This is a genomic window from Sphingopyxis alaskensis RB2256 (genome assembly GCF_000013985.1).
Taxonomy (GTDB): Bacteria; Pseudomonadota; Alphaproteobacteria; order Sphingomonadales; family Sphingomonadaceae; genus Sphingopyxis; species Sphingopyxis alaskensis.
In genome coordinates, this window is the sequence record NC_008048.1 from 2,523,808 (window position 1) to 2,543,324 (window position 19,517).

Below are 19,517 nucleotides of genomic sequence, written 5' to 3' on the forward strand. Positions count from 1 at the left end.
GGCATGAGGAGGTGTTCGCTCATGCCGCCTTTATCGCTGTATCACCTTGCGAAGCAAAGCGTCGAGCCCTCTTGTGTTGCCAAAAAGCAACACTATCTTCGCTGGTGAGAAAGGGGCTTATCCACCATGAACCTCGAAAAATTCACCGACCGCGCCAAGGGCTTTTTGCAGGCGGCGCAGACGATCGCGATCCGCATGAATCATCAGCGGATCAGCCCCGAACATATCGCCAAGGCGCTGCTCGAAGACAGTCAGGGCATGGCCGCCGGGCTGATCGCCAACAGCGGCGGCGACACCGCACGTGCGGTGGCGGGTATCGACGCGCTGCTCGCCAAGCTGCCCGCGGTGTCGGGATCGGGCGCGCAGGCGACGCCGGGGCTCGACAACGACGCGGTGCGCCTGCTCGACCAGGCCGAACAGGTCGCCGCAAAGGCCGGCAGCGAATATGTCGCGGTCCAGAATATCCTCCTCGCCATGGTGCTGGCGCCCAGCACCCCGGTCGGCAAGGCCTTCGCCGACGCGGGCGTATCCGCAGACGCCTTGAACGCGGCGATCGCCAAGCTCACCGGCGGTCGCACCGCCGATACCGCATCGGCCGAAGATCGCTATGACGCGCTCAGGAAATTCGCCCGCGACCTCACCGAGGTAGCGCGCGAGGGCAAGCTGGATCCCGTGATCGGCCGCGACGAGGAAATCCGCCGCACGGTGCAGATCCTTGCGCGCCGCACCAAGAACAATCCCGTGTTGATCGGCGAGCCGGGCGTCGGCAAGACCGCGATCGCCGAGGGCCTTGCGCTGCGCATCGTCAACGGCGACGTGCCCGACAGCCTGAAGGACCGCCGTCTGCTCGCGCTCGACATGGGCGCGCTGATCGCCGGCGCCAAATATCGCGGCGAGTTCGAGGAGCGGCTCAAGGGCGTGCTCGACGATGTGAAGGCCGCCGAGGGCGAGATCATCCTCTTCATCGACGAAATGCACACGCTCGTCGGCGCGGGAAAATCCGAAGGCGCGATGGACGCCTCGAACCTGCTCAAGCCCGCGCTCGCGCGCGGCGAGCTCCACTGCATCGGCGCGACGACGCTCGACGAATATCGCAAGCATGTCGAAAAGGATCCCGCGCTCCAGCGGCGCTTTCAGCCGGTGTTCGTCGGCGAACCAACGGTCGAGGATTCGATCTCGATCCTGCGTGGGATCAAGGAGAAATACGAGCTGCACCACGGCGTGCGCATCACCGACGGCGCGATCGTCGCCGCGGCGACGCTGTCGCACCGCTATATCTCCGACCGCTTCCTGCCCGACAAGGCGATCGACCTGATGGACGAGGCGGCGAGCCGCATCCGCATGGAGGTCGAATCGAAGCCCGAGGAGATCGAGACGCTCGACCGCCGCATCATCCAGATGAAGATCGAGGAAGCCGCGCTCGGCAAGGAAAGCGACGCGGCGTCGAAGGACCGGCTCGCGAGCTTGCAGGCCGAGCTTGCCAATCTCGAACAGCAGTCGGCCGAACTCACCCAGAAATGGCAGGCCGAAAAGGAGAAGATCCACGCCGAGGCGAAGATCAAGGAAGAGCTCGACGCCGCGCGCTCGGCGCTTGAACAGGCGCAGCGCGCGGGCGACCTCGCGAAGGCGGGCGAGCTAAGCTATGGCACCATCCCCGCGTTGGAAAAAAGACTTGCCGAGGCCGAGGCCGCATCGGGCAATGCAATGCTGCGCGAGGAAGTCACCGCCGACGACATAGCAGCGGTGGTCAGCCGCTGGACCGGCATCCCCGTCGACCGGATGATGGAGGGCGAGCGCGAGAAGCTGCTCAAGATGGAGGAGACGCTGACCCAGCGCGTGATCGGCCAGGACGAGGCCGTCCGCGCGGTCTCGACAGCGGTCCGCCGCGCGCGCGCCGGGCTTCAGGACCCGAATCGCCCGCTCGGCAGCTTCCTCTTCCTCGGCCCCACGGGCGTCGGCAAGACCGAGCTGACCAAGGCGCTCGCGCGCTTCCTGTTCGACGACGACAATGCGATGGTGCGCATCGACATGTCCGAATATATGGAAAAGCACAGCGTCGCGCGGCTCGTCGGCGCGCCGCCGGGCTATGTCGGCTATGAGGAGGGCGGCACGCTCACCGAAGCGGTGCGCCGCCGCCCCTATCAGGTCGTCCTCTTCGACGAGGTCGAAAAGGCGCATGGCGACGTGTTCAACATTCTGCTCCAGGTGCTCGACGACGGGCGGCTCACCGACGGGCAGGGGCGGACGGTCGATTTCACCAACACGCTCATCATCCTGACCTCGAACCTCGGCAGCCAGGCGATCGCCGCGCTCCCCGATGGCGCCCCGGTCGAACAGGCCGAACCTGCCGTCATGGAGGTTGTGCGCGCGCATTTCCGGCCCGAGTTCCTGAACCGGCTCGACGAGATCGTGCTCTTTCACCGTCTGGGGCAGGAACATATGGGCGGCATCGTCGACATCCAGGTCGCGCGGGTGCAGAAGCTGCTCGACGACCGCAAGGTGACGCTCGACCTGACCGACGCAGCGCGTGCCTGGCTCGGTCGCGTTGGCTATGACCCCGTCTATGGCGCGCGGCCGCTGAAGCGCGCGGTGCAGAAATATCTGCAAGACCCGCTCGCCGATCTCATTCTGAAAGGCGAGGTCCGGGACGGCGCGACGATCAGGGTCGACGAGGGCGACGGCGGGTTGATGCTGAGCACAGGCTGACGCTGCGCCAGCCTTCTTCGTTGATCGTCAGTTGCTGCCGTTGACGCGCGCGCGTCATCGCCTCGGCGGTGTCGCGCGCATTCTGGTTGCCCTGCGCCCACGCCTGCTTCCACTGCTCATTGGTGCGGCACACACGCGCCTTCTTCACCCACGAGCCAATCTCCTCGATCTTGCGGCACTTGATATACAGCACGCCGCTCCACAGGCCTTGATCCCGGCATCGGTTCATCTTCATTTCAAGTCCTCTTCGGGTTGTGCTGACGGCGCGGCGTTGCGGCGCATCAGCAGATAGGCGGCGGGAATGACGAACATCGAAAGCAGCGGCGCCGTGATCATGCCGCCGATCATCGGAGCGGCGATCCGGCTCATCACCTCCGAACCGGTCCCCGTTCCGATCAGAATCGGGAAAAGCCCCGCCAATATGACCGCGACGGTCATCGCCTTGGGGCGGACGCGCAGAAGCGCCCCTTCGCGCACGCCCGCCGCGACGTCACCGTCGGTGCGCGCAGCGAGCGCTTGCTTGAGGTAGATCAGCATCACCACGCCGAATTCCGCCGACACCCCGGCCAGCGCGATGAAGCCGACGGCGCTGGCGACCGACTGGTTATATCCAAGCAGATAGAGCAGCCACAATCCGCCAGTGAGCGCGAAAGGCAGGGTGCCCATGATCAGAAGGGCCTCATCTAGACGCCGGAACGTCAGATAGAGCAGTCCCAGGATGACCGCGAGCGTCACCGGAACGACGATCTTCATCCGCTCGGTGGCGCGGACCAGAAATTCGAACTGGCCGGTGTAGGAGACACTGACCCCTGGCGGCAATTTGACCTCACGTGCGATCGCCGTCTGCATATCCTGAACCAGCGTCTGCAAGTCACGTCCGCGGCCGTCGACGTAAATCCAGGTCACCGGGCGGCCATTCTCGCTGCGCAGCATCGGCGGGCCGTCAGTGATGCGGACGTCGGCGACGGTGCCGAGCGTGATCTGCTGGCGCGAGGGCGTCAACACGGGCAGGTTGATGATCTCGTCGAGACTGTCACGGATTTCCCGCGGATAGCGGACGCTGATCGGATAGCGCGCCAGTCCCTCGACCGTTTGTCCGATCGTCTCGCCGCCGATCGCGCCCGCGATGATCGTCTGGACGTCGGCGATATTCATGCCGTAGCGCGCCGCCGCCGCGCGATCGATCTGGACATCGATATAACGGCCGCCTGTCAACCGTTCGGCGAGCGCCGACGCCACCCCCGGCACCTTTCTGACGACGTCCTCGATCTGCCTGGCGCTTACATCGATCGCCTTGAGATCGGACCCGGCGACCTTGATCCCGATCGGGCTCTTGATTCCCGTCGCCAGCATGTCGATCCGATTGCGGATCGGTGGCACCCAGAAATTGGCGAGCCCCGGAACGCGCACGCGCGCATCGAGTTCCTCGATCAGTTTTTCCTGCGTCAACCCTGCGCGCCATTCGCTTTCGGGTTTGAACTGGATCGTCGTTTCGAACATTTCGATCGGTGCCGGATCGGTTGCGGTGTCGGCGCGTCCGGCCTTGCCGAACACGCGCTCAACCTCGGGCACCGTCTTGATGAGGCGGTCGGTCTGCTGGAGCAGCTTTCCTGCTTCAGCCACCGAAATCCCGGGCAGCGCCGAGGGCATATAGAGAAGATCCCCTTCGTTCATTTGCGGCATGAATTCGCCGCCCAGCCGCGCCATCGGCCAGAGGCTGGTCGCAAAGACCAGCGCCGCGATCAGCAGCGCCTGTTTCGGACGCGCGAGCACCCAATCGAGACCGGGGCGATAGAGGCGGGTCAGCCAGCGATTGATCGGGTTGGCATTCTCGTCAGGAATCTTGCCGCGGATCAGCCAGCCCATCAGCACCGGCACGAGGGTGATCGACAGCAGCGCCGCCGCCGCCATCGCATAGGTTTTGGTGAACGCCAGCGGCGCGAACAGGCGCCCCTCCTGACCCTGCAGCGCAAAGATCGGGATGAACGAGAAGGTGATGATGAGCAGGCTCAGGAACAGCGCCGGGCCGACCTCGGCCGCCGCGCCGGTTATCACGCGCCACCGTTCGGCTCCTTCCAGTTTGTCGTCCGGGTTTTCGTGGGTCCAACGCTCGATATGCTTATGGGCATTCTCGATCATGACGACCGCGGCATCGACCATCGCGCCGATCGCGATCGCGATGCCGCCGAGCGACAGGATATTGGCGTTCAGACCCTGCGCGCGCATCGCGATGAAGGCGATCAATATGCCGAGCGGCAACGTCAGGATTGCCACCAGCGCCGAGCGCGCGTGCCACAGGAACAACCCGCAGACCAGCGCGACAATCACAATTTCCTCGATCAGTTTCGACGAGAGGTTTTCAACCGCGCGGTCGATCAGTCCCGACCGGTCGTAAGTGGTGACGATTTCGACCCCGGCGGGCAGACTTGCCTTCAGGCTATCCAGCTTGGCGCGGACATTCTCGATGACTTCGCGGGCATTTTTGCCCTGCCGCATCACGATCACGCCGCCGACCACCTCACCTTCGCCGTCAAGCTCGGCGATACCGCGCCGCATCTCGGGGCCGATCTGGACCGTCGCGATGTCGCCGACGGTGACCGGCACCCCGCCGGCGGCGGTACGGATGGGGACCGCGCGGAAATCGTCGAGCGTTTTCAGGTAACCACTGGCGCGAACGATATATTCGGCCTCGGCCAGTTCGACGGTCGCGCCGCCAGCCTCTTGATTGGCGGCCGTCAAGGCGTCGCTGACCTCGCGCACCGTCACACCATAGGAGGCCAGCTTCTGCGGATCGAGGACGATCTGATATTGCTTGACCATCCCGCCGATCGTCGCAACCTCAGCGACGTCGGGAACGGCTTTCAATTCGTAGCGCAGGAACCAGTCCTGGATCGAACGCAATTCCGCCAGATCGTGGCGACCGCTCTTGTCGACCAGCGCATATTCATAGACCCAGCCGACGCCGGTGGCATCGGGACCGATCGACGCCGTCGCGCCGTCGGGCAATTTTCCCTGCACCTGGCTCAGATATTCGAGCACCCGGCTCCGCGCCCAATAGAGATCGGTGTCATCGTCGAACAGCACATAGACGAAACTGTCGCCGACAAAGCTATAACCGCGCACCACGCGCGCGCCCGGCACCGACAGCATCGTCGAACTGATCGGATAGGTCACCTGATCCTCGACGATCCGCGGCGCCTGACCCGGATAGGTGGTGCGGATGATGACCTGCACGTCCGACAGATCGGGGATGGCGTCGACGGGCGTCGTCCGCACCGCGGCGATCCCGACAAGCGTCAGGATCAGCGCCGCGGCGACGACCAGCCCGCGCGCGGCGACCGAGGCGCGAATGATCCGCTTGATCATTTCGCGTCACCAAGCGGGCGGACGGCGATGCCGGTCAGGCTTGCTTCGGAATCGAGCAGGAACTGACCCGAGGCGACGATTTTTTCGCCAACCGTCAGCCCGCGCAAGATTTCGGTCTTGCCATCGCCCTCGCGCCCGGTTTGCACTTCGGCCGGATGATAGCGCCCATCGCCCGTGGCGAGCATGACGATGCTGCGGGTGCCGGTGCGGATGACCGCCTCGCTCGGCACCAACAGCGCCGGTTCGGCGTCGCCACCCAGCGTGACATTGGCGAACATGCCGGGGCGCAACCGGCCGCCACGATTGGGAAGCTCGATGCGGACGGTGAGCGTCCGGCTGTCGCTTTGTATTGTTGGCAGGATCGCGATGACACGCCCGCCGAACGTCTCACCGGGAAAGGCGGTGAGCGTCGCGACCGCGCGTTGCCCGACCCGCACCGACGCGGCTTGCGCCTCGGGCAAGGCGGCGTGGAGCCAGACGCTGCCCAGTCCCGAGACCTCCGCAAGCGTTTGCCCCTGCGCCAGCGTCACTCCGGCGCGCGCGTCGAGCGACCGGACCACGCCGCCGATCGGCGACCGGATCGTCACCGTGCCGCTCGTCCGCCCCGTGCGATCGACCTGGGCGATGACCGTGTCGGCCATGCCCATCAGCCGCAGCCGCTGGCGCGCCGCCGCCGTCAGTTCGGGCTTGCCGAGCCGCTTGACGCTCAGATATTCGGTCTGTGCGCCGCCCCATTCGGGCGATTGCACATCGGCGATCGGCGTCCCGGCACGAATGACATCGCCCGGGGCCAGCCGATAGACGCGCTCGACGAAGCCGCCCGAGCGGGCCTGCACGATTGCAACGTCGCGTTCGTTGAAGTCGATCGTGCCGGTGACGTCGAAACTCGCCGCGAGGCTGCCCGTTTCGGCGGCGACGACGCGCATTCCCAGATTCTGCATCGCCGACGGATCGACCGAAATGCCTGAAGGAGCGCCGTTCGCGCCGCCTTCGTCGGCATATTTGGGTACAAGCTCCATATCCATGAACGGCGATTTGCCGGGTTTTTCGAACTTCTGGTTCGGAAACATCGGGTCATAATAATAAAGGATTTTGCGCCCCTCATCGCTCGCCGCGCTCGATGGGACATCGCTATCACGCTGGCCCAGCCAATATCCTCCGCCGCCCGCGATCAAGACGGCGGCCATTATTCCGGCGCGCCAGCGCGCCGCGGTTGAAACATCGCTCATGGCTGTGTGTCCCCATAGGTAAATTGAATGCGAATCGCGTCGCGGGCAACGTCGGCTTCGCGCGCGAGCGCATCGACTTCGGCCTCGACCAGCGCGAGCGTCGAGAGCAGGGCCGTGCCGAGGTCGAGATTGCCGGCGGCATAGCTGTCGAGATCGAGTTGCGCGCGCTGCCTGGCAAGCGGTACCAGGGTTTTGCGGGCATTATCGAGTTGCTGATGATGCATGCGATGATCGGCGAGGTCCGAACTCAGTGCCGCGACGATTTCGCGTTCGACCGCCATTCGGGCGAAACGCGCCCGCGACGCCTCGCTCGCGCGGGCGGCAATTTTGGGTTCCTGGCGGCGCTTGGGAAAAAGGGGGAGATCCACCGTAACGCCGAGGGTGACCAGATCGCCATAATTGGGTTCCCGGCGGCCATAGGCGCCGCTCACCGTCCAATCCGGGCGTTTGTCTGCTCGGGCGAGTTGGGTCTCGGCATCGGCCGCGACGATCTGGGCGTCGAAGGCGCGTAGCCGGGGCAGCGAAGCGAGCCCGGCTTTCAGCTTGTCGCCGTCGATGGTCGACGGCGGTGGCTCGCCCTGCACATCGGCCAACGGATCGCCGGTAAAACGCACCAGCGTCGCCCGGGCGCGCGCGACTTCGGCCGCAAGCGCACTGCGCCGGTCGGCGATTGCCGCCCGCAATTGCGCGGGCTCGAGCGCCTGCGCCGGACGCGCGGATCGCGATGCCAGACGCGCCGTCACCGTCGATTGCAAGTCGTCGAGGCTTTCGTCGAGCAGATCGAGCTGGCTCAAGCGCCGCTTGGCGTAATGGAGATCGATCCAGGCAAGAGCCGTTCCCAGCGCGACATTCTGAATCTCGAGCGCCTGGTCGGCCTGCGCGATGCCAATGTCGGCCTGCGCGCGTGCGGCTCTTGCGCGGCGTTTGGCGGGGTTGATGAACTCCTGGCTGATTCCGACCACCTGCATGGTGAAATTATCGCGATTGAGCCGCCCGGCATCGGGCCCGGTCACCGGGAAGTCCTTGACGGCGAGATCAAGCTTCGGATCGGGCAGTCGATCCGCGGCGATGGCGGCCGATTGCGCGGCCGCAACCCCCGCTTCGCTTCCTTGCAATTCGGGCGCGTGGCGCGCGGCGCGGTCGAGCGCTGCGTCGAACGACAATGGTTCGGCATAAAGCGGGGCGGTCAGCGGCATCAGCAGGACCACCGCAATCAAGATACGCATGGCGTTCCCCTTGTTTCTCGGACGTGAGCGAAATCGTCCCTGGCGCGTAGCCAAGGGCGGCCACGGTCAGCCTCCCGGACGCGCGATGCGTTGGCGGGACGTCATCTTCATGCAATCGGATCCGTCGGGCCGGTTCCTGTCGCGGCCACGGCGGATATCCGGTTCGGACGCGCCGTTGAGCCAGGCACGAAACCGCGGCGTGGGGTTGACTTGTTCGGGTCGGGAAGCGACCGCGACTGCGATTCAAAAGGGCCAGCGCCCGGTTCCTGAGCGAGCGCAGGAGCCGACGGGCCCCCCGCGACCGGGGCGGCAGCGATCATCGTTCGCATGTTTGTAAATCCTCGATTGAAAAGCTGGAAAATGCGGCAACATTGAGCGCCGCATATTGCGTTTCAGCCGAGGGTAAGTGGCGGTTTGGGTTCGGGGCCGACACTCCGGCCAGCCATCCGTACCGATGGGGCGGGCGTAGCCGGTGCAGGCCGATATTCGGCCGGTGGCGGCAATATATCGCGCGTGACGATGGCGAGTGGAATGGCGCAGCCCATCTTGGCGATGCAATCCAGCGTCAGCCCCTTGCACGGCTGGTCGGGTTGCGATTTACCGGCGCCCATCATTTCGGCGCATTCTTCGCCCATCGCGGACGATGCCGATGTTGTATTCGCCATCGGGATCGCCGGTGCCGAAGCGAATGCGGTTTCCTGGCCCAGAAGGCCGAGCAATGCTCCGAAGAGCAGCATGTAGGAAATCCAGCGTTTCACAAAGGCCCTTGTCGTCTCTTGAAGCCCGCAAGTCAATTCGCTGTCGCGAAGCGTCGGTTACAATCAAGCCCGGACAGCGCGCATCCGCTTTCGCGGACGTCGGCGTCCGCAGGCGGAAAAGCCGGTGTCGCCGCACGGTTCGCACCGATTGCGAGGCTCGCCCGCCGGCGATCCGAAGCAATCGGGCGCCAACCGGCCCTCCCAGGGATGGGAGCGCGTTGGCGACAGCGGCACATGATCATTGTCCGGCCCGCCAGTTCGTCGCGGGCGCCGGTTCCCATGCGCCTACTGTTCGCTCGCGGAGAGATCGCGCAGAAAATCGCGGATTCGGGATGCGTTGACGCCGAAATCGCTGATCCCGACCCGACTCACCGAGCGCATATCCACTATGCTTTGCGTGCCGTCGGCGCTTGGACGGACCCGCACGACAACATCATCCTTGAACCGGATATACGACGTGCTGGCTGTGGCCTCGAGGGCGCCGGCGGCGACATCATAGCGTGCGATGTCCCAGCCGCGTGCGGAGGCGAGCTTGCGGGCATCCGACATGACATCCGCCGCTGGACGGCGGATCATGATCGGCTGGATGTCCGGATAGCCGGCGGCGTGGATCCGCCGCCATTCGGCGATGCTGCCGACACCGGCGAGATTGTCCGCGCGCAGCGGCAGGCTCTGGAACTGCGGCGGTGCGGCGAGATCGGTCGTGACATCATGGATCGGCGGGACGTCGCGCGCCACGAGCGGCCGCGAGGCGACAAACAGGACGAGGGGTAGCGAAAGCAACAGCGCCACATAGGCGGCACCGCGGCTCGTCGCTTGCTGCCGCCGGGCCAGCAGCAAGGCCGCGAGGGCTGCGATCGTTGCCGCAAACGCGACCGCGGCACCGGCGAGCATCGATAGAAAGCCCGGGATTTTGGCGATCAGATCGTAGCGCGCGAGAGTAAGGCCGGTCGCGGCGATGAGCAGCGATGCGAAGGCAAGCCACAACGAAAACCGGCCTGTCCGTTCTGTCCCTGTCGATCTCGCCACGGTCTTGCCCTCCTGGAATATGCGGCAAGACGCCACACAGGCTCGCCTCATGCCAGCCGCCGGGCGTCGGCGCCAATAAAATGACGGACGAATGTAACCGGCGCCTGCTCGGGTGCGAACAGGGTGATAGCATGTGCCGGGAGTGACCTGTGCGGGAACGACGAACGAAGATCGTCGCGCGCGGCAGCCCAACGGGGTCGTTCGAAGCCCTCGCGTCCGGCAGCCGCCACCCCCAGGGCAGCCCTGGGTCGCAGCGGATGCTGGCAGACATTGGCGGCGTACCGGTCTCATCCCCCTGCCGGCCGCCGCTCTCCGGGACGCCTCCCATCCACCGTCCAGGAGAAGATGGCTGCCAGCATCCCAGGTGTTCAGGCTGTATCGACATTCAATCATCGCGACCTGCAAATGCCGGCTTTCGGCGCTTCCGGTGCTCAGGTGCCTCTTGTCCGCTGCGCGCCGGGTCACGAAAATCACCATTTTCGGCGTGCCATCTTCTGAATGTCGATACATCCCGGTCCCGCATGCGACGGTGCGGCTCTGCCTCTATTGAAGATGTCCGGCCTGGATTTCCGGGGCTCTTCAATGGCTTCACAGTGCTTTGAAGCACAGGGTCTCCGGCTGCTTGGCGATGTTGTAAGCGACCAGCCAGTCGCGGAGATGGCGGCGCTCAATCGACCCGATTTCTGGGCCTGTCCCAGTGACTGGGACGAGGAGCGCTACAAGAAACGAGGCCTTCTTTGACCGGGAACCTTTCGATTTATGGGTTCGGCTCATTTTGCAACGGCAAGGCCCGACCGTGTGACATTGACCTGTTGCTTGAGCATCGCCCAACGGATTTCGCGTCCAGCAAGTTTGCTATCGATTGCAAGGCGCAGATCAAACCGGCGCTCCCTTCCGCCGACAGCGTGAGGCTCTCACAGGCAGAGGCCGAAAGGCTCGATTTCCTCGGAAGGGCGAAAGTGGTAATGTTGGAGGCCTTGAACGCCGCGATCATCGACGCCGATGTTCAGGCACTTGCGAGCCGACTTTCGAGATACTGATCGCGCCGCAAGGAGCACATTCACTCGACAGGTTGGAAGCGGAAATCACGACCCGCGGTTTACATCCCCCGTGGCGATATGGTGGCGACCCAGATGGAGGGCGCAAGTTCCCCACGCCTTGAAAGCTATTAGCTGGCTGATTTATATTGTGAAACTGGAGCGGGCGAAGGGATTCGAACCCTCGACCCCAACCTTGGCAACTTGACCTTCGGGCTTTCCTAGAGCTTCCTATGCTATCCTAAAACCCTATATTTCCTATATTTCTTGATTTTCTTTCTGCCCTCTCGTATCCTAATTTTGTCTCCAGTTTGACGGTTGCAGGAGACAATTTGGAGACAAAGCCGCTCGGTTTTGGTTTTGTCTCCAGCAGGAGAGACATGATGCCGACGGGCAAGCTGACCAAACGGGCGATCGACGCGCTTGCCGTGCCAGACAGCAAGCAGCTCATCTATTGGGATAGCGAAGTGAAGGGCTTCGGCCTGAGGGTGCTCCCTTCGGGGCTCAAGACTTTCGTCGTTCAATATCGCAATGCCGAGGGTATCAAACGCCGGATGAACCTCGGCCGGTTCGGCGTGCTGACGGTCGATACGGCCCGCGATCTTGCAAAGCTCAAGTTGGCCGAGGTCATCGTCGGCGAGGATCCCGCCGACAAGGTCAGGCAGGTCCGCAAGGGAATGACCGTAGCGGAGATGTGCGACTGGTATTTGGAGGAAGCTCGCGCCGGGAATATCCTAGGTGTTTGGTCCCAGCATGTGATGGTTGGGTTTGACGATAAAGACATCGGGCTTTGATTTCCAGAGTTCCTCGATGGCTTCATATGGTGTCCTGAACTTGAGAGCCTTGAGCTGCTTGGCGAAGTTGTAGGCGATCAGCCAGTCGCTGACGTGTCGTCGCAGTTCCTGGATCGAGGCATAATGGAAGGATTTGACGGTCGCTTCCTTGATGGTTCGGACCATCCGCTCGGCTTGACCATTGGTCCATGGGTGGTAGGGCTTGGTCAGCCGATGCTCGATGCCGTTTTCGAGGCAGACCCGCTCGAAGATGTGGATCAGCCATTGCCGGCTCTGGCCGCGCTGGGGCTGGACGAACTGGACGCCATTGTCGGTCAGCACGGTGTGGATCCTGTAAGGCACGGTCTTGACCAGCACCTTGAGGAAAGCTGCGGCGGCAAGCTTTGTGGCCTTGCGATAGATGCGGGCGAAGACCAGCTTCGAGGTGCGGTCCACCGCCACATAGAGGAAGGCCTTGCCGCCCTCATAGCGTAGCTCGGCGATGTCGATGTGGAAGTAGCCGATCTCATAATCCTTGAACTTCTTCGGCTTCTCGCGGTCCGCTTTGGGCAGGCGGCTGATGCCATGCCGTTGCAGGCAGCGATGCAGCGACGAGCGCGTCAACTGCGGGATCACGTCCTTTAGCGCGATGTAGACGTCGTCGAGCGGCAACCGCGCCTGAACCCGCAACGCCACGATGGCAGCTTCTTCCATAGGCGAGAGGACGGTGCTGCGGCGCTCCTTCGGCCCCATCGGCATGTCGTCCACAGACTGCCGATGGCGCCACTTCAAGACGGTCTTCTCGTTGATCCCGTACTTCCTCGCGAGGCTCGCGACCGAAGCTTGCGATCGCTGTAGCTCGCCTCGAATGGCGTGCGTGGTCTTGGCGCTCCCGTGTAAAATCTGTCCCATAGCTCCCTCCGCTGCAACGGCGACAAGTCTACACCATCACATGCTGGGACCAAACACCTAGGCCGCAAGAATCTTCCCATCAAAACGTCGTCGCTCGATATGGACGAGAGCCGGGTTCGAACCCACATCGTACCCCTGCTTGGCAATCGCATCGTGAAGCATCTCCGGATCGCCGACGTCGAGCAGATGCAATCCGACGTAAAGAACGGGAAGACGGCCAAACCCCGAACGGGAGGGCGAGGCGGCATGGCAACGGGCGGGCCCGGCGTGGCGGGCCGCTGCCTCGGCACGCTTCAGGCGATCATCGGTCACGCGAAGCACAAGGGTCTGCTCGAAGTACACCCGACCCTCGGGGCCAAGAAGCTCGCGAGCAAAAAGAAGACGCGGCGCCTCAGCGTCGCTGAAATCGAGATGATGGGGAAGGCCATCGCTCATGCCGAGGCGAGCGGCGAGAATCCGGTCGCTCTCGGCGTCCTGCGCACCTTGCTGCTGACGGGCTATCGCCGGGAAGAAGGGCAAGCGATGCGCCGCAGCTGGCTTCATCCCGATGCCGGCTATGTTGCTTTTCCCGACACGAAGGGCGGCGCACAGATTCGAGCGATCGGTCCGGCCGCGGTGCGGGTTCTGCAAGACCAGGCAGAGATTGCGGGCAATCCGCACCTGTTTCCCTCGACCATCGGCGACGGTCCCTTCACGGCGGTTAGCGAGTGCCTCCGGCGCGTGTGCGTTTTGGCAGGTATAGAGGGTGTGACGCCCCATACGCTTCGCCACACCTTCGGAAGCGTCGCGGGAGATTTGGGATTCTCGGAACTCACGATCCGCGCAATGCTCGGACATGCTTCGCAGAATGTGACCCAGGATTATGTCCACATCGATGAAGCGCTGAAACTCGCTGTCCGGCGGACCTCGGACGAAATCGAGCGGCTGCTGGCGAGCGGCGCGGCCAAGCTCGGGACCATGCGACACGCCGCTTGACGGGACGGAACAGGATACGAGCTCTGCTAGGCGATGCGCCGCATCGTCGGACGCACCGTCGCGCACGCGGGCGTGCCATCCTTACCCGTGCCAATGATCGCAATCTCGATGGGCCGCATATCCTTCGCGGCCGCGTCGAGCAGCTCCTGATCGATATCATGTATGTCGATCTTCATCCGCCGCGACCAAGGCGAAGCCGCGTCACCCGCCATTTGCCCGACACGAATATAGACGAACCGGCGCTCCGGCCCCTCGCGCCGCACCTGGTCGCCGAAGAATTTGGGACCCGGGCCGACGCGCACGGAGAAATCGAAGGCCAAGGCTTCACCCATGCGGGACGCTTTGGGATCGAGCGGCCCGTCGTCCTTGCCTTGCAAGCTGTGAAGCACGCCAGGCACCGGCTGTTCGATGACGATCCGAAAGGCGATCTCGCTCTGCTGTTCGCGACCCATGACGAGGCTATAGCCCGATCGCGCAAGCGGACCAACTAATCGGATATTCCCGATTGGAATTGACGGATGCGATTCCATCGGATAATTCCGATGCATGCAAACCGATTCCGCCTTGTCCATTCTCGCCGCGCTGGGACACCCGACACGCCTCGATGCCTTTCGCCTGCTCGTCAAACATGAGCCCGACGGCCTGTCGACGGGTCAACTTGTCGAAGCGTCGGGACTCACCCAGAGTACCTTCTCCACCCATCTCGCGGTGCTCGCCAAAGCCGGCCTCGTGATATCCGAGAAGCGCGGGCGTCAAATTATCCAGCGCGCGGATATCGACGCGCTTCGCGGCCTGATGCTCTTCCTGGCGAAGGACTGCTGCCAAGGCCGGGCGGAGCTGTGCGAGCCGCTGCTCGCAGAACTCGCCTGCTGCTGAAGGAACGCGCGCTATGACCGACATCGTCATCTACCATAACCCCGCCTGCGGGACCTCCCGCAACACCCTCGCGATGATTCGCAATGCCGGGATCGAACCGCATGTCGTCGAGTATCTGAAGACGCCGCCGTCGCGTGCGCTGCTCGAACAGTTGATCGTCCGCGCCGGCATCACGGCTCGCGAACTCCTGCGAGAGAAAGGCACGCCCTATGCGGAGCTGGGGCTCGGAGACATGGCCCTTGGCGACGAAGCGCTGATCGACGCGATGATGGCGCATCCCGCCCTGATCAACCGCCCGTTGGTGGTCTCGCCGCTCGGCGTGAAGCTCTGCCGTCCCTCCGAAACGGTACTCGACCTCATCCCTGCGGGGCAACGCGGCGCCTTCGCCAAGGAAGACGGCGAACAGGTAATCGACGCCGCTGGCAACCGCGTCGGCGCCTGAGCCAAGCCGATGACAGAACCCAAGCGGGAACGGCTGTCGTTCCTCGATCGCTATCTCACCCTCTGGATCTTCCTCGCGATGGCGCTCGGCGTGTTGCTCGGTTCGGTGTTCACCGGCCTGCCCGCCGCGATCGATGCCCTCTCGTGGGGCTCGACCAACATCCCGATCGCGATCGGCCTTATCCTGATGATGTATCCGCCGCTCGCGCGCGTCCGCTACGAGGAATTGCCGCGCGTGTTCGAGGACAAAAGGGTGCTCGCCATCTCGCTCATCCAGAACTGGATCATCGGTCCCGTGCTGATGTTCGCGCTCGCGGTGATCTTCCTGTCAGACAAGCCCGAATATATGACCGGGCTGATCCTGATCGGCCTCGCGCGCTGCATCGCGATGGTGATCGTCTGGAACCAGCTCGCGAAGGGCGACAATCAATATGTCGCGGCACTGGTGGCGTTCAACTCGATCTTCCAGATCCTGTTCTTCAGCATCTATGCCTGGTTCTTCCTGACGATATTGCCGCCGCTGTTCGGTCTCGAAGGCAGCGTTATCGACGTAAGCTTCTGGACCGTCGCCGAAGCCGTCCTCATTTATCTCGGCGTTCCCTTTGCGGCGGGCTATCTCACTCGCAAGTGGCTCGCAGACGCCAAGGGCAACGAATGGTATGAGACGCGCTTCCTCCCGCGCATCGCGCCGATCACGCTTGTCGCGCTGCTCTTCACGATCGTCGCAATGTTCAGCCTCAAGGGCGGTGAGATCGTCACCATTCCCGGCGACGTCGTGCGCATCGCCGTCCCGCTGACCATCTATTTCGTCGTGCAGTTCGTCATCAGCTTCTGGATGGGCAAGCTGATCGAGGCCGATTATCCGCGCACGACCGCGGTCGCCTTCACCGCCGCCGGAAATAATTTCGAGCTTGCGATCGCGGTTGCGATTGCCGCCTTCGGGCTCGCCTCGCCGGTCGCCTTCGCCGCCGTCATCGGCCCGCTCGTCGAAGTTCCCGTGCTCATCCTGCTGGTGAGCGTCGCCTTCTGGTTCGGACGCCGCTGGTTCCCGGCATCCACCCCCGCGAAAGACTGATTGTCATGGCTTCCCCCACCTTTTCGCGCCTGCGCGCGCTCGCCGATCCCACCCATCTTCCGGCGCTCAGCGCGGAATATATCCGCTCGCAGCCCGCGCTCGGCCTCGGCCCGCTCGACCCAGCGCCGCGCATCCTGCTGCTCTACGGCAGCTTGCGCGAACGCTCCTATTCGCGGCTCGTCGTCGAAGAGACCGCGCGCCTGCTCCAGCTCTTCGGCTGCGAGACGCGCATCTTCGATCCGTCGGACCTGCCGCTGCCCGATTTGATCGCCGACGACGACCACCCGGCCGTCGAGGAACTGCGCCAGCATTCGCTCTGGTCCGAGGGCCAGGTCTGGTGCAGCCCCGAACGGCATGGCCAGATCACCGGCATCATGAAGGCGCAGGTCGATCACCTGCCGCTCGCATACAAAGGGCTACGCCCGACACAGGGCCGCACCCTCGCGGTGATGCAGGTGTCGGCGGGGTCGCAATCGTTCAACAGCGTCAATACGCTCCGCATCCTCGGCCGCTGGATGCGGATGATCACCATCCCCAACCAGTCGAGCGTCGCCAAGGCTTATGCCGAGTTCGACGAGGCGGGCCGGATGCTCCCGTCGAGCTATTACGACCGGATCGTCGACGTTGCGGAGGAACTTGTGTGCTTCACCGTGCTGACGCGCGGCCATGCCACGCAGCTTGTCGACCGCTATTCGGAACGCAAGGACCGCGCCGAACCCGTCGTGACGCCGGCGCGATTGGCGGGGCTGCCGGGAGCCTGAGCCCGGGACCACGTCCAGCCCAGGTCGGCACCGAAGCGATCTTGCACCAGGGGCGCCTCCGATCTAGAGGCGGATTACCGGGGCCGCGCAACCTCCCGGTAAAGCGTCCCGGCGCTCAAGCGTTGCCTGTTCGTCCTCGATTTCGGGGATCAGGAGGTTTGCTTGAGGCTGTATCTTGCCGCGACTTTACTCGCCCTGCCCGCACCCGCTCTCGCCGAAGATGGCCTGACCATCACGGGCAGCATGCGCCTGCGCTATGAAATGATCCAAGGACAGGCGCGGACGGGATTCGACGAGAAGGACGACCTGCTCAATGTCCGCACGATCGTCGGCGGCGAATATCGCAGCGACGGATTTCGCTTGGGCGCCGAACTCTACGACAGCCGCGTCTATGGGAGCGAGGCGGGAACCCCGGTGACGACGGGCGAAGTCAACGCGTTCGAACTGGTCCAGGCCTATGTCGGCTATGAGGCGCGCGATGCCTTCGGTGCAGGCACGAAGCTCGATCTCCAGGCCGGCCGCTTCACGCTGAACCTGGGATCGCGGCGGCTGGTGGCCGCGGACGATTATCGCAATACGACCAGCGGCTATACGGGTCTCCGCGCCGACCTGGCGCTGCGCGGAGGTGTCGCGGCGACCTTTATCTATACGCTTCCGCAGGTGCGGCTGCCCGACGACCGCGCGTCGCTCGACGCCAACCGGGTCAAGTTCGACAAGGAGAGCTTTGACCTGCAACTCTGGGGCGGCCTCGCGACGAAGAAGCTCGGCGGGTCGCGCGGCTCGGTCGAGATTTCCTACTTCCATCTCGGCGAGCGCGACGCGCCGCAGCGGCCGACGCGCGACCGTTCGCTCGAAACGATCGGACTGCGCGCCTATCGCGATCCCGCGCCGGGCCGGTTCGATTATGAGAGCGAGACTTTCTACCAGTTCGGTACGATCAGCAGCAGCCTCGCTCCCTCGGCAGCCAAGTCCGATGTGTCGGCGTGGTTCACGCATCTCGAGGCGGGTTACAGCTTCCGCCACCCTTGGTCGCCGCGCCTATCGCTCGAATTCGACTATGCGAGCGGCGACGGCCGGGGAGGCGATTTCGGCCGCTTCGATACCTTGTTCGGCATGCGCCGCGCGGAACTCGCGCCAGCGGGCCTCTATAATGCGGTCGGACGGGCCAATCTTCTGTCCCCGGCGATCCGTATCGAAACAATACCGTCAAGGCGCCTCGATGCCTTTGCGGCCTACCGGCCGCTCTGGCTGGCCTCGCGGTTCGACAGTTTTTCGACGACCGGCGTTCGCGATCCATCCGGCGCCTCCGGCCGCTTCGCGGGACACCAGGTCGAAGCGCGCCTGCGCTACTGGCTCGTACCGAAGCGCCTCCGCCTCGAATGGAGCGGCCTGTTTCTCGGCAAGGGCCGGTTTCTCCGAAACGCGCCCAATGCACCGGCCGGGGGCAACACGCTGTATAATTCCTTCAATGCCACCATCAGCTTCTGAAACCGGCGCAGGTCGCAAACAGCATGCTTGGCTTCTGCGAGCAGCAACCTGTATAGACGGGTTATGGATGTTACCACTCGCACCCCCGGACGCGGATCAAAACTCTCGAATGGATCTGCGGCCGCCCGGCCCGGCAACTCCGATGACGAAAATGACAAGTCTCCGCCTCGCTATGCCGCCATCAAGCAGAGCATTTGCGATGCCGTTCGCGACGGACTTCTTAAGCCGGGCGACCGGGTTCCATCGGAAGCAGAGCTAGTCCAACAATTCGACGTGTCACGGATGACCGCCAATCGGGCGCTTCGCGAACTACAGGCGGCAGGCGTTCTTGTACGCCGCGCGGGTAGCGGATCGTTCATCGCCGAGCCCAAGCCGATCGGCCAGATGATCGAAATTCGCAATATCGCCGAAGAGATCCGCGAGCGCGGTCACATCTATCGGGCCCGCGTCGTGCAGAATGACGAGATACGCGCCAATGCGGACCTTGCGGCGCTACTGGAGGTTCCGGTCGGCACGAGGCTTTTCCACTCGATCATCGTTCATCACGAAGCCGAGTTCCCGATCCAGCTCGAGGAGCGTTTCGTGCTCGCGTCGGCGGCTCCCGATTATGGGAAGATCGACTTCACCCAGATGACGCCGAACGAATATCTGACGCGGACGGCGCCGCTCGAGCGCGTCGAACATCGGGTTCGCGCCGAGATGCCCGACGCGCACACCCACAGCATGCTGGGGCTCTCGGACGGCGAACCCGTGTTGCGGATGACGCGGCGGACGTGGAGCCATTCGCGCCTCGTCAGCCATGCCTGGCTGACGCATCCCGGATCGCGATTCGAGCTGTCGGCGGCCTTCTCGATCGACGATTGAC

The 19,517-nt window shown here is 63.9% G+C and carries 16 protein-coding genes and 2 pseudogenes; 10 read left to right on the forward strand and 8 right to left on the reverse strand.

Annotation, left to right across the window (positions count from 1 at the left end):
- Window positions 1-126 precede the first annotated feature (126 nt).
- Entirely contained in the window at window positions 127-2,706 is a 2,580-nt protein-coding gene (gene clpB / locus SALA_RS12195) for an ATP-dependent chaperone ClpB (RefSeq protein ID WP_011542675.1), read from the forward strand.
- Here the strand turns inward: clpB and SALA_RS16890 are convergent.
- From SALA_RS16890 to SALA_RS17340, 6 genes are all read right to left on the reverse strand, one after another.
- On the reverse strand, window positions 2,660-2,941 hold the full coding sequence (locus SALA_RS16890) for a hypothetical protein (RefSeq protein WP_011542676.1): 282 nt from the start codon (window positions 2,939-2,941) through the stop codon (window positions 2,660-2,662). The genes clpB and SALA_RS16890 overlap by 47 nt on opposite strands.
- Window positions 2,938-6,072 carry an efflux RND transporter permease subunit gene (locus SALA_RS12200; RefSeq protein WP_011542677.1) on the reverse strand — a complete coding sequence of 1,045 codons (3,135 nt, stop codon included), beginning with the start codon at window positions 6,070-6,072 and terminating at the stop codon, window positions 2,938-2,940. The genes SALA_RS16890 and SALA_RS12200 overlap by 4 nt, the downstream gene beginning before the upstream one ends.
- Window positions 6,069-7,301, reverse strand: coding sequence for an efflux RND transporter periplasmic adaptor subunit (locus SALA_RS12205; RefSeq protein ID WP_011542678.1), 1,233 nt, complete (start codon window positions 7,299-7,301; stop codon window positions 6,069-6,071). The genes SALA_RS12200 and SALA_RS12205 overlap by 4 nt, the downstream gene beginning before the upstream one ends.
- Window positions 7,298-8,527, reverse strand: a complete 1,230-nt coding sequence (locus SALA_RS12210; protein WP_011542679.1) for a TolC family protein — start codon at window positions 8,525-8,527, stop codon at window positions 7,298-7,300. The genes SALA_RS12205 and SALA_RS12210 overlap by 4 nt, the downstream gene beginning before the upstream one ends.
- Window positions 8,528-8,919: 392 nt before the next feature.
- On the reverse strand, window positions 8,920-9,285 hold the full coding sequence (locus SALA_RS16895; RefSeq protein ID WP_084764746.1) for a hypothetical protein: 366 nt from the start codon (window positions 9,283-9,285) through the stop codon (window positions 8,920-8,922).
- Between the two features lie 285 nt (window positions 9,286-9,570).
- A complete protein-coding gene (locus tag SALA_RS17340; protein WP_049754661.1) occupies window positions 9,571-10,272 on the reverse strand; it encodes a DUF1499 domain-containing protein in 702 nt (233 codons plus the stop codon).
- Between the two features lie 779 nt (window positions 10,273-11,051).
- Between SALA_RS17340 and SALA_RS12225 the strand changes: the two genes are divergently transcribed.
- Together SALA_RS12225 and SALA_RS12230 are read left to right on the forward strand one after the other, a co-directional pair.
- Window positions 11,052-11,354 carry a hypothetical protein gene (locus SALA_RS12225; RefSeq protein WP_153802695.1) on the forward strand — a complete coding sequence of 101 codons (303 nt, stop codon included), beginning with the start codon at window positions 11,052-11,054 and terminating at the stop codon, window positions 11,352-11,354.
- A 380-nt stretch (window positions 11,355-11,734) separates the two neighbouring features.
- A pseudogene (locus SALA_RS12230) lies at window positions 11,735-12,091 on the forward strand (Arm DNA-binding domain-containing protein); the annotation flags it as partial.
- Here the strand turns inward: SALA_RS12230 and SALA_RS12235 are convergent.
- Window positions 12,086-13,036 carry an IS481-like element ISSpal1 family transposase gene (locus SALA_RS12235; protein WP_011541357.1) on the reverse strand — a complete coding sequence of 317 codons (951 nt, stop codon included), beginning with the start codon at window positions 13,034-13,036 and terminating at the stop codon, window positions 12,086-12,088. The pseudogene SALA_RS12230 and the gene SALA_RS12235 overlap by 6 nt on opposite strands.
- Before the next feature lie 57 nt (window positions 13,037-13,093).
- Here SALA_RS12235 and SALA_RS12240 point away from each other — a divergent pair.
- Window positions 13,094-14,011, forward strand: a pseudogene (locus SALA_RS12240) (tyrosine-type recombinase/integrase); the annotation flags it as partial.
- 26 nt (window positions 14,012-14,037) lie between these two features.
- Here the strand turns inward: SALA_RS12240 and SALA_RS12245 are convergent.
- Window positions 14,038-14,583, reverse strand: coding sequence for a DUF5990 family protein (locus tag SALA_RS12245; RefSeq protein ID WP_237700869.1), 546 nt, complete (start codon window positions 14,581-14,583; stop codon window positions 14,038-14,040).
- Between SALA_RS12245 and SALA_RS12250 the strand changes: the two genes are divergently transcribed.
- From SALA_RS12250 to hutC, 6 genes are all read left to right on the forward strand, one after another.
- Window positions 14,558-14,887 carry an ArsR/SmtB family transcription factor gene (locus SALA_RS12250; protein ID WP_011542685.1) on the forward strand — a complete coding sequence of 110 codons (330 nt, stop codon included), beginning with the start codon at window positions 14,558-14,560 and terminating at the stop codon, window positions 14,885-14,887. The two genes, SALA_RS12245 and SALA_RS12250, sit on opposite strands and share 26 nt — an antisense overlap.
- Window positions 14,888-14,900: 13 nt before the next feature.
- A complete protein-coding gene (arsC, locus tag SALA_RS12255) occupies window positions 14,901-15,329 on the forward strand; it encodes an arsenate reductase (glutaredoxin) (RefSeq protein WP_011542686.1) in 429 nt (142 codons plus the stop codon).
- A gap of 9 nt (window positions 15,330-15,338) precedes the next feature.
- Window positions 15,339-16,403, forward strand: coding sequence for an ACR3 family arsenite efflux transporter (gene arsB / locus SALA_RS12260; RefSeq protein WP_011542687.1), 1,065 nt, complete (start codon window positions 15,339-15,341; stop codon window positions 16,401-16,403).
- 5 nt (window positions 16,404-16,408) lie between these two features.
- Window positions 16,409-17,164 carry an arsenical resistance protein ArsH gene (gene arsH, locus SALA_RS12265; RefSeq protein WP_011542688.1) on the forward strand — a complete coding sequence of 252 codons (756 nt, stop codon included), beginning with the start codon at window positions 16,409-16,411 and terminating at the stop codon, window positions 17,162-17,164.
- A gap of 162 nt (window positions 17,165-17,326) precedes the next feature.
- On the forward strand, window positions 17,327-18,652 hold the full coding sequence (locus SALA_RS12270) for an alginate export family protein (RefSeq protein WP_011542689.1): 1,326 nt from the start codon (window positions 17,327-17,329) through the stop codon (window positions 18,650-18,652).
- Window positions 18,653-18,715: 63 nt separating this feature from the next.
- Window positions 18,716-19,516, forward strand: coding sequence for a histidine utilization repressor (gene hutC / locus SALA_RS12275; protein ID WP_011542690.1), 801 nt, complete (start codon window positions 18,716-18,718; stop codon window positions 19,514-19,516).
- The last annotated feature ends 1 nt before the right edge of the window (window position 19,517 follow it).

Excerpts from the sequence above, each read along its gene's own strand:
- clpB (WP_011542675.1), top strand. The coding sequence starts at position 127 with ATGAACCTCGAAAAATTCACCGACCGCGCCAAGGGCTTTTTGCAGGCG.
- SALA_RS16890 (WP_011542676.1), bottom strand. The coding sequence starts at position 2,941 with ATGAAGATGAACCGATGCCGGGATCAAGGCCTGTGGAGCGGCGTGCTG.
- SALA_RS12200 (WP_011542677.1), bottom strand. The coding sequence starts at position 6,072 with ATGATCAAGCGGATCATTCGCGCCTCGGTCGCCGCGCGCGGGCTGGTC.
- SALA_RS12205 (WP_011542678.1), bottom strand. The coding sequence starts at position 7,301 with ATGAGCGATGTTTCAACCGCGGCGCGCTGGCGCGCCGGAATAATGGCC.
- SALA_RS12210 (WP_011542679.1), bottom strand. The coding sequence starts at position 8,527 with ATGCGTATCTTGATTGCGGTGGTCCTGCTGATGCCGCTGACCGCCCCG.
- SALA_RS12235 (WP_011541357.1), bottom strand. The coding sequence starts at position 13,036 with ATGGGACAGATTTTACACGGGAGCGCCAAGACCACGCACGCCATTCGA.
- SALA_RS12250 (WP_011542685.1), top strand. The coding sequence starts at position 14,558 with ATGCAAACCGATTCCGCCTTGTCCATTCTCGCCGCGCTGGGACACCCG.
- SALA_RS12245 (WP_237700869.1), bottom strand. The coding sequence starts at position 14,583 with ATGGACAAGGCGGAATCGGTTTGCATGCATCGGAATTATCCGATGGAA.
- arsC (WP_011542686.1), top strand. The coding sequence starts at position 14,901 with ATGACCGACATCGTCATCTACCATAACCCCGCCTGCGGGACCTCCCGC.
- arsB (WP_011542687.1), top strand. The coding sequence starts at position 15,339 with ATGACAGAACCCAAGCGGGAACGGCTGTCGTTCCTCGATCGCTATCTC.
- arsH (WP_011542688.1), top strand. The coding sequence starts at position 16,409 with ATGGCTTCCCCCACCTTTTCGCGCCTGCGCGCGCTCGCCGATCCCACC.
- hutC (WP_011542690.1), top strand. The coding sequence starts at position 18,716 with ATGGATGTTACCACTCGCACCCCCGGACGCGGATCAAAACTCTCGAAT.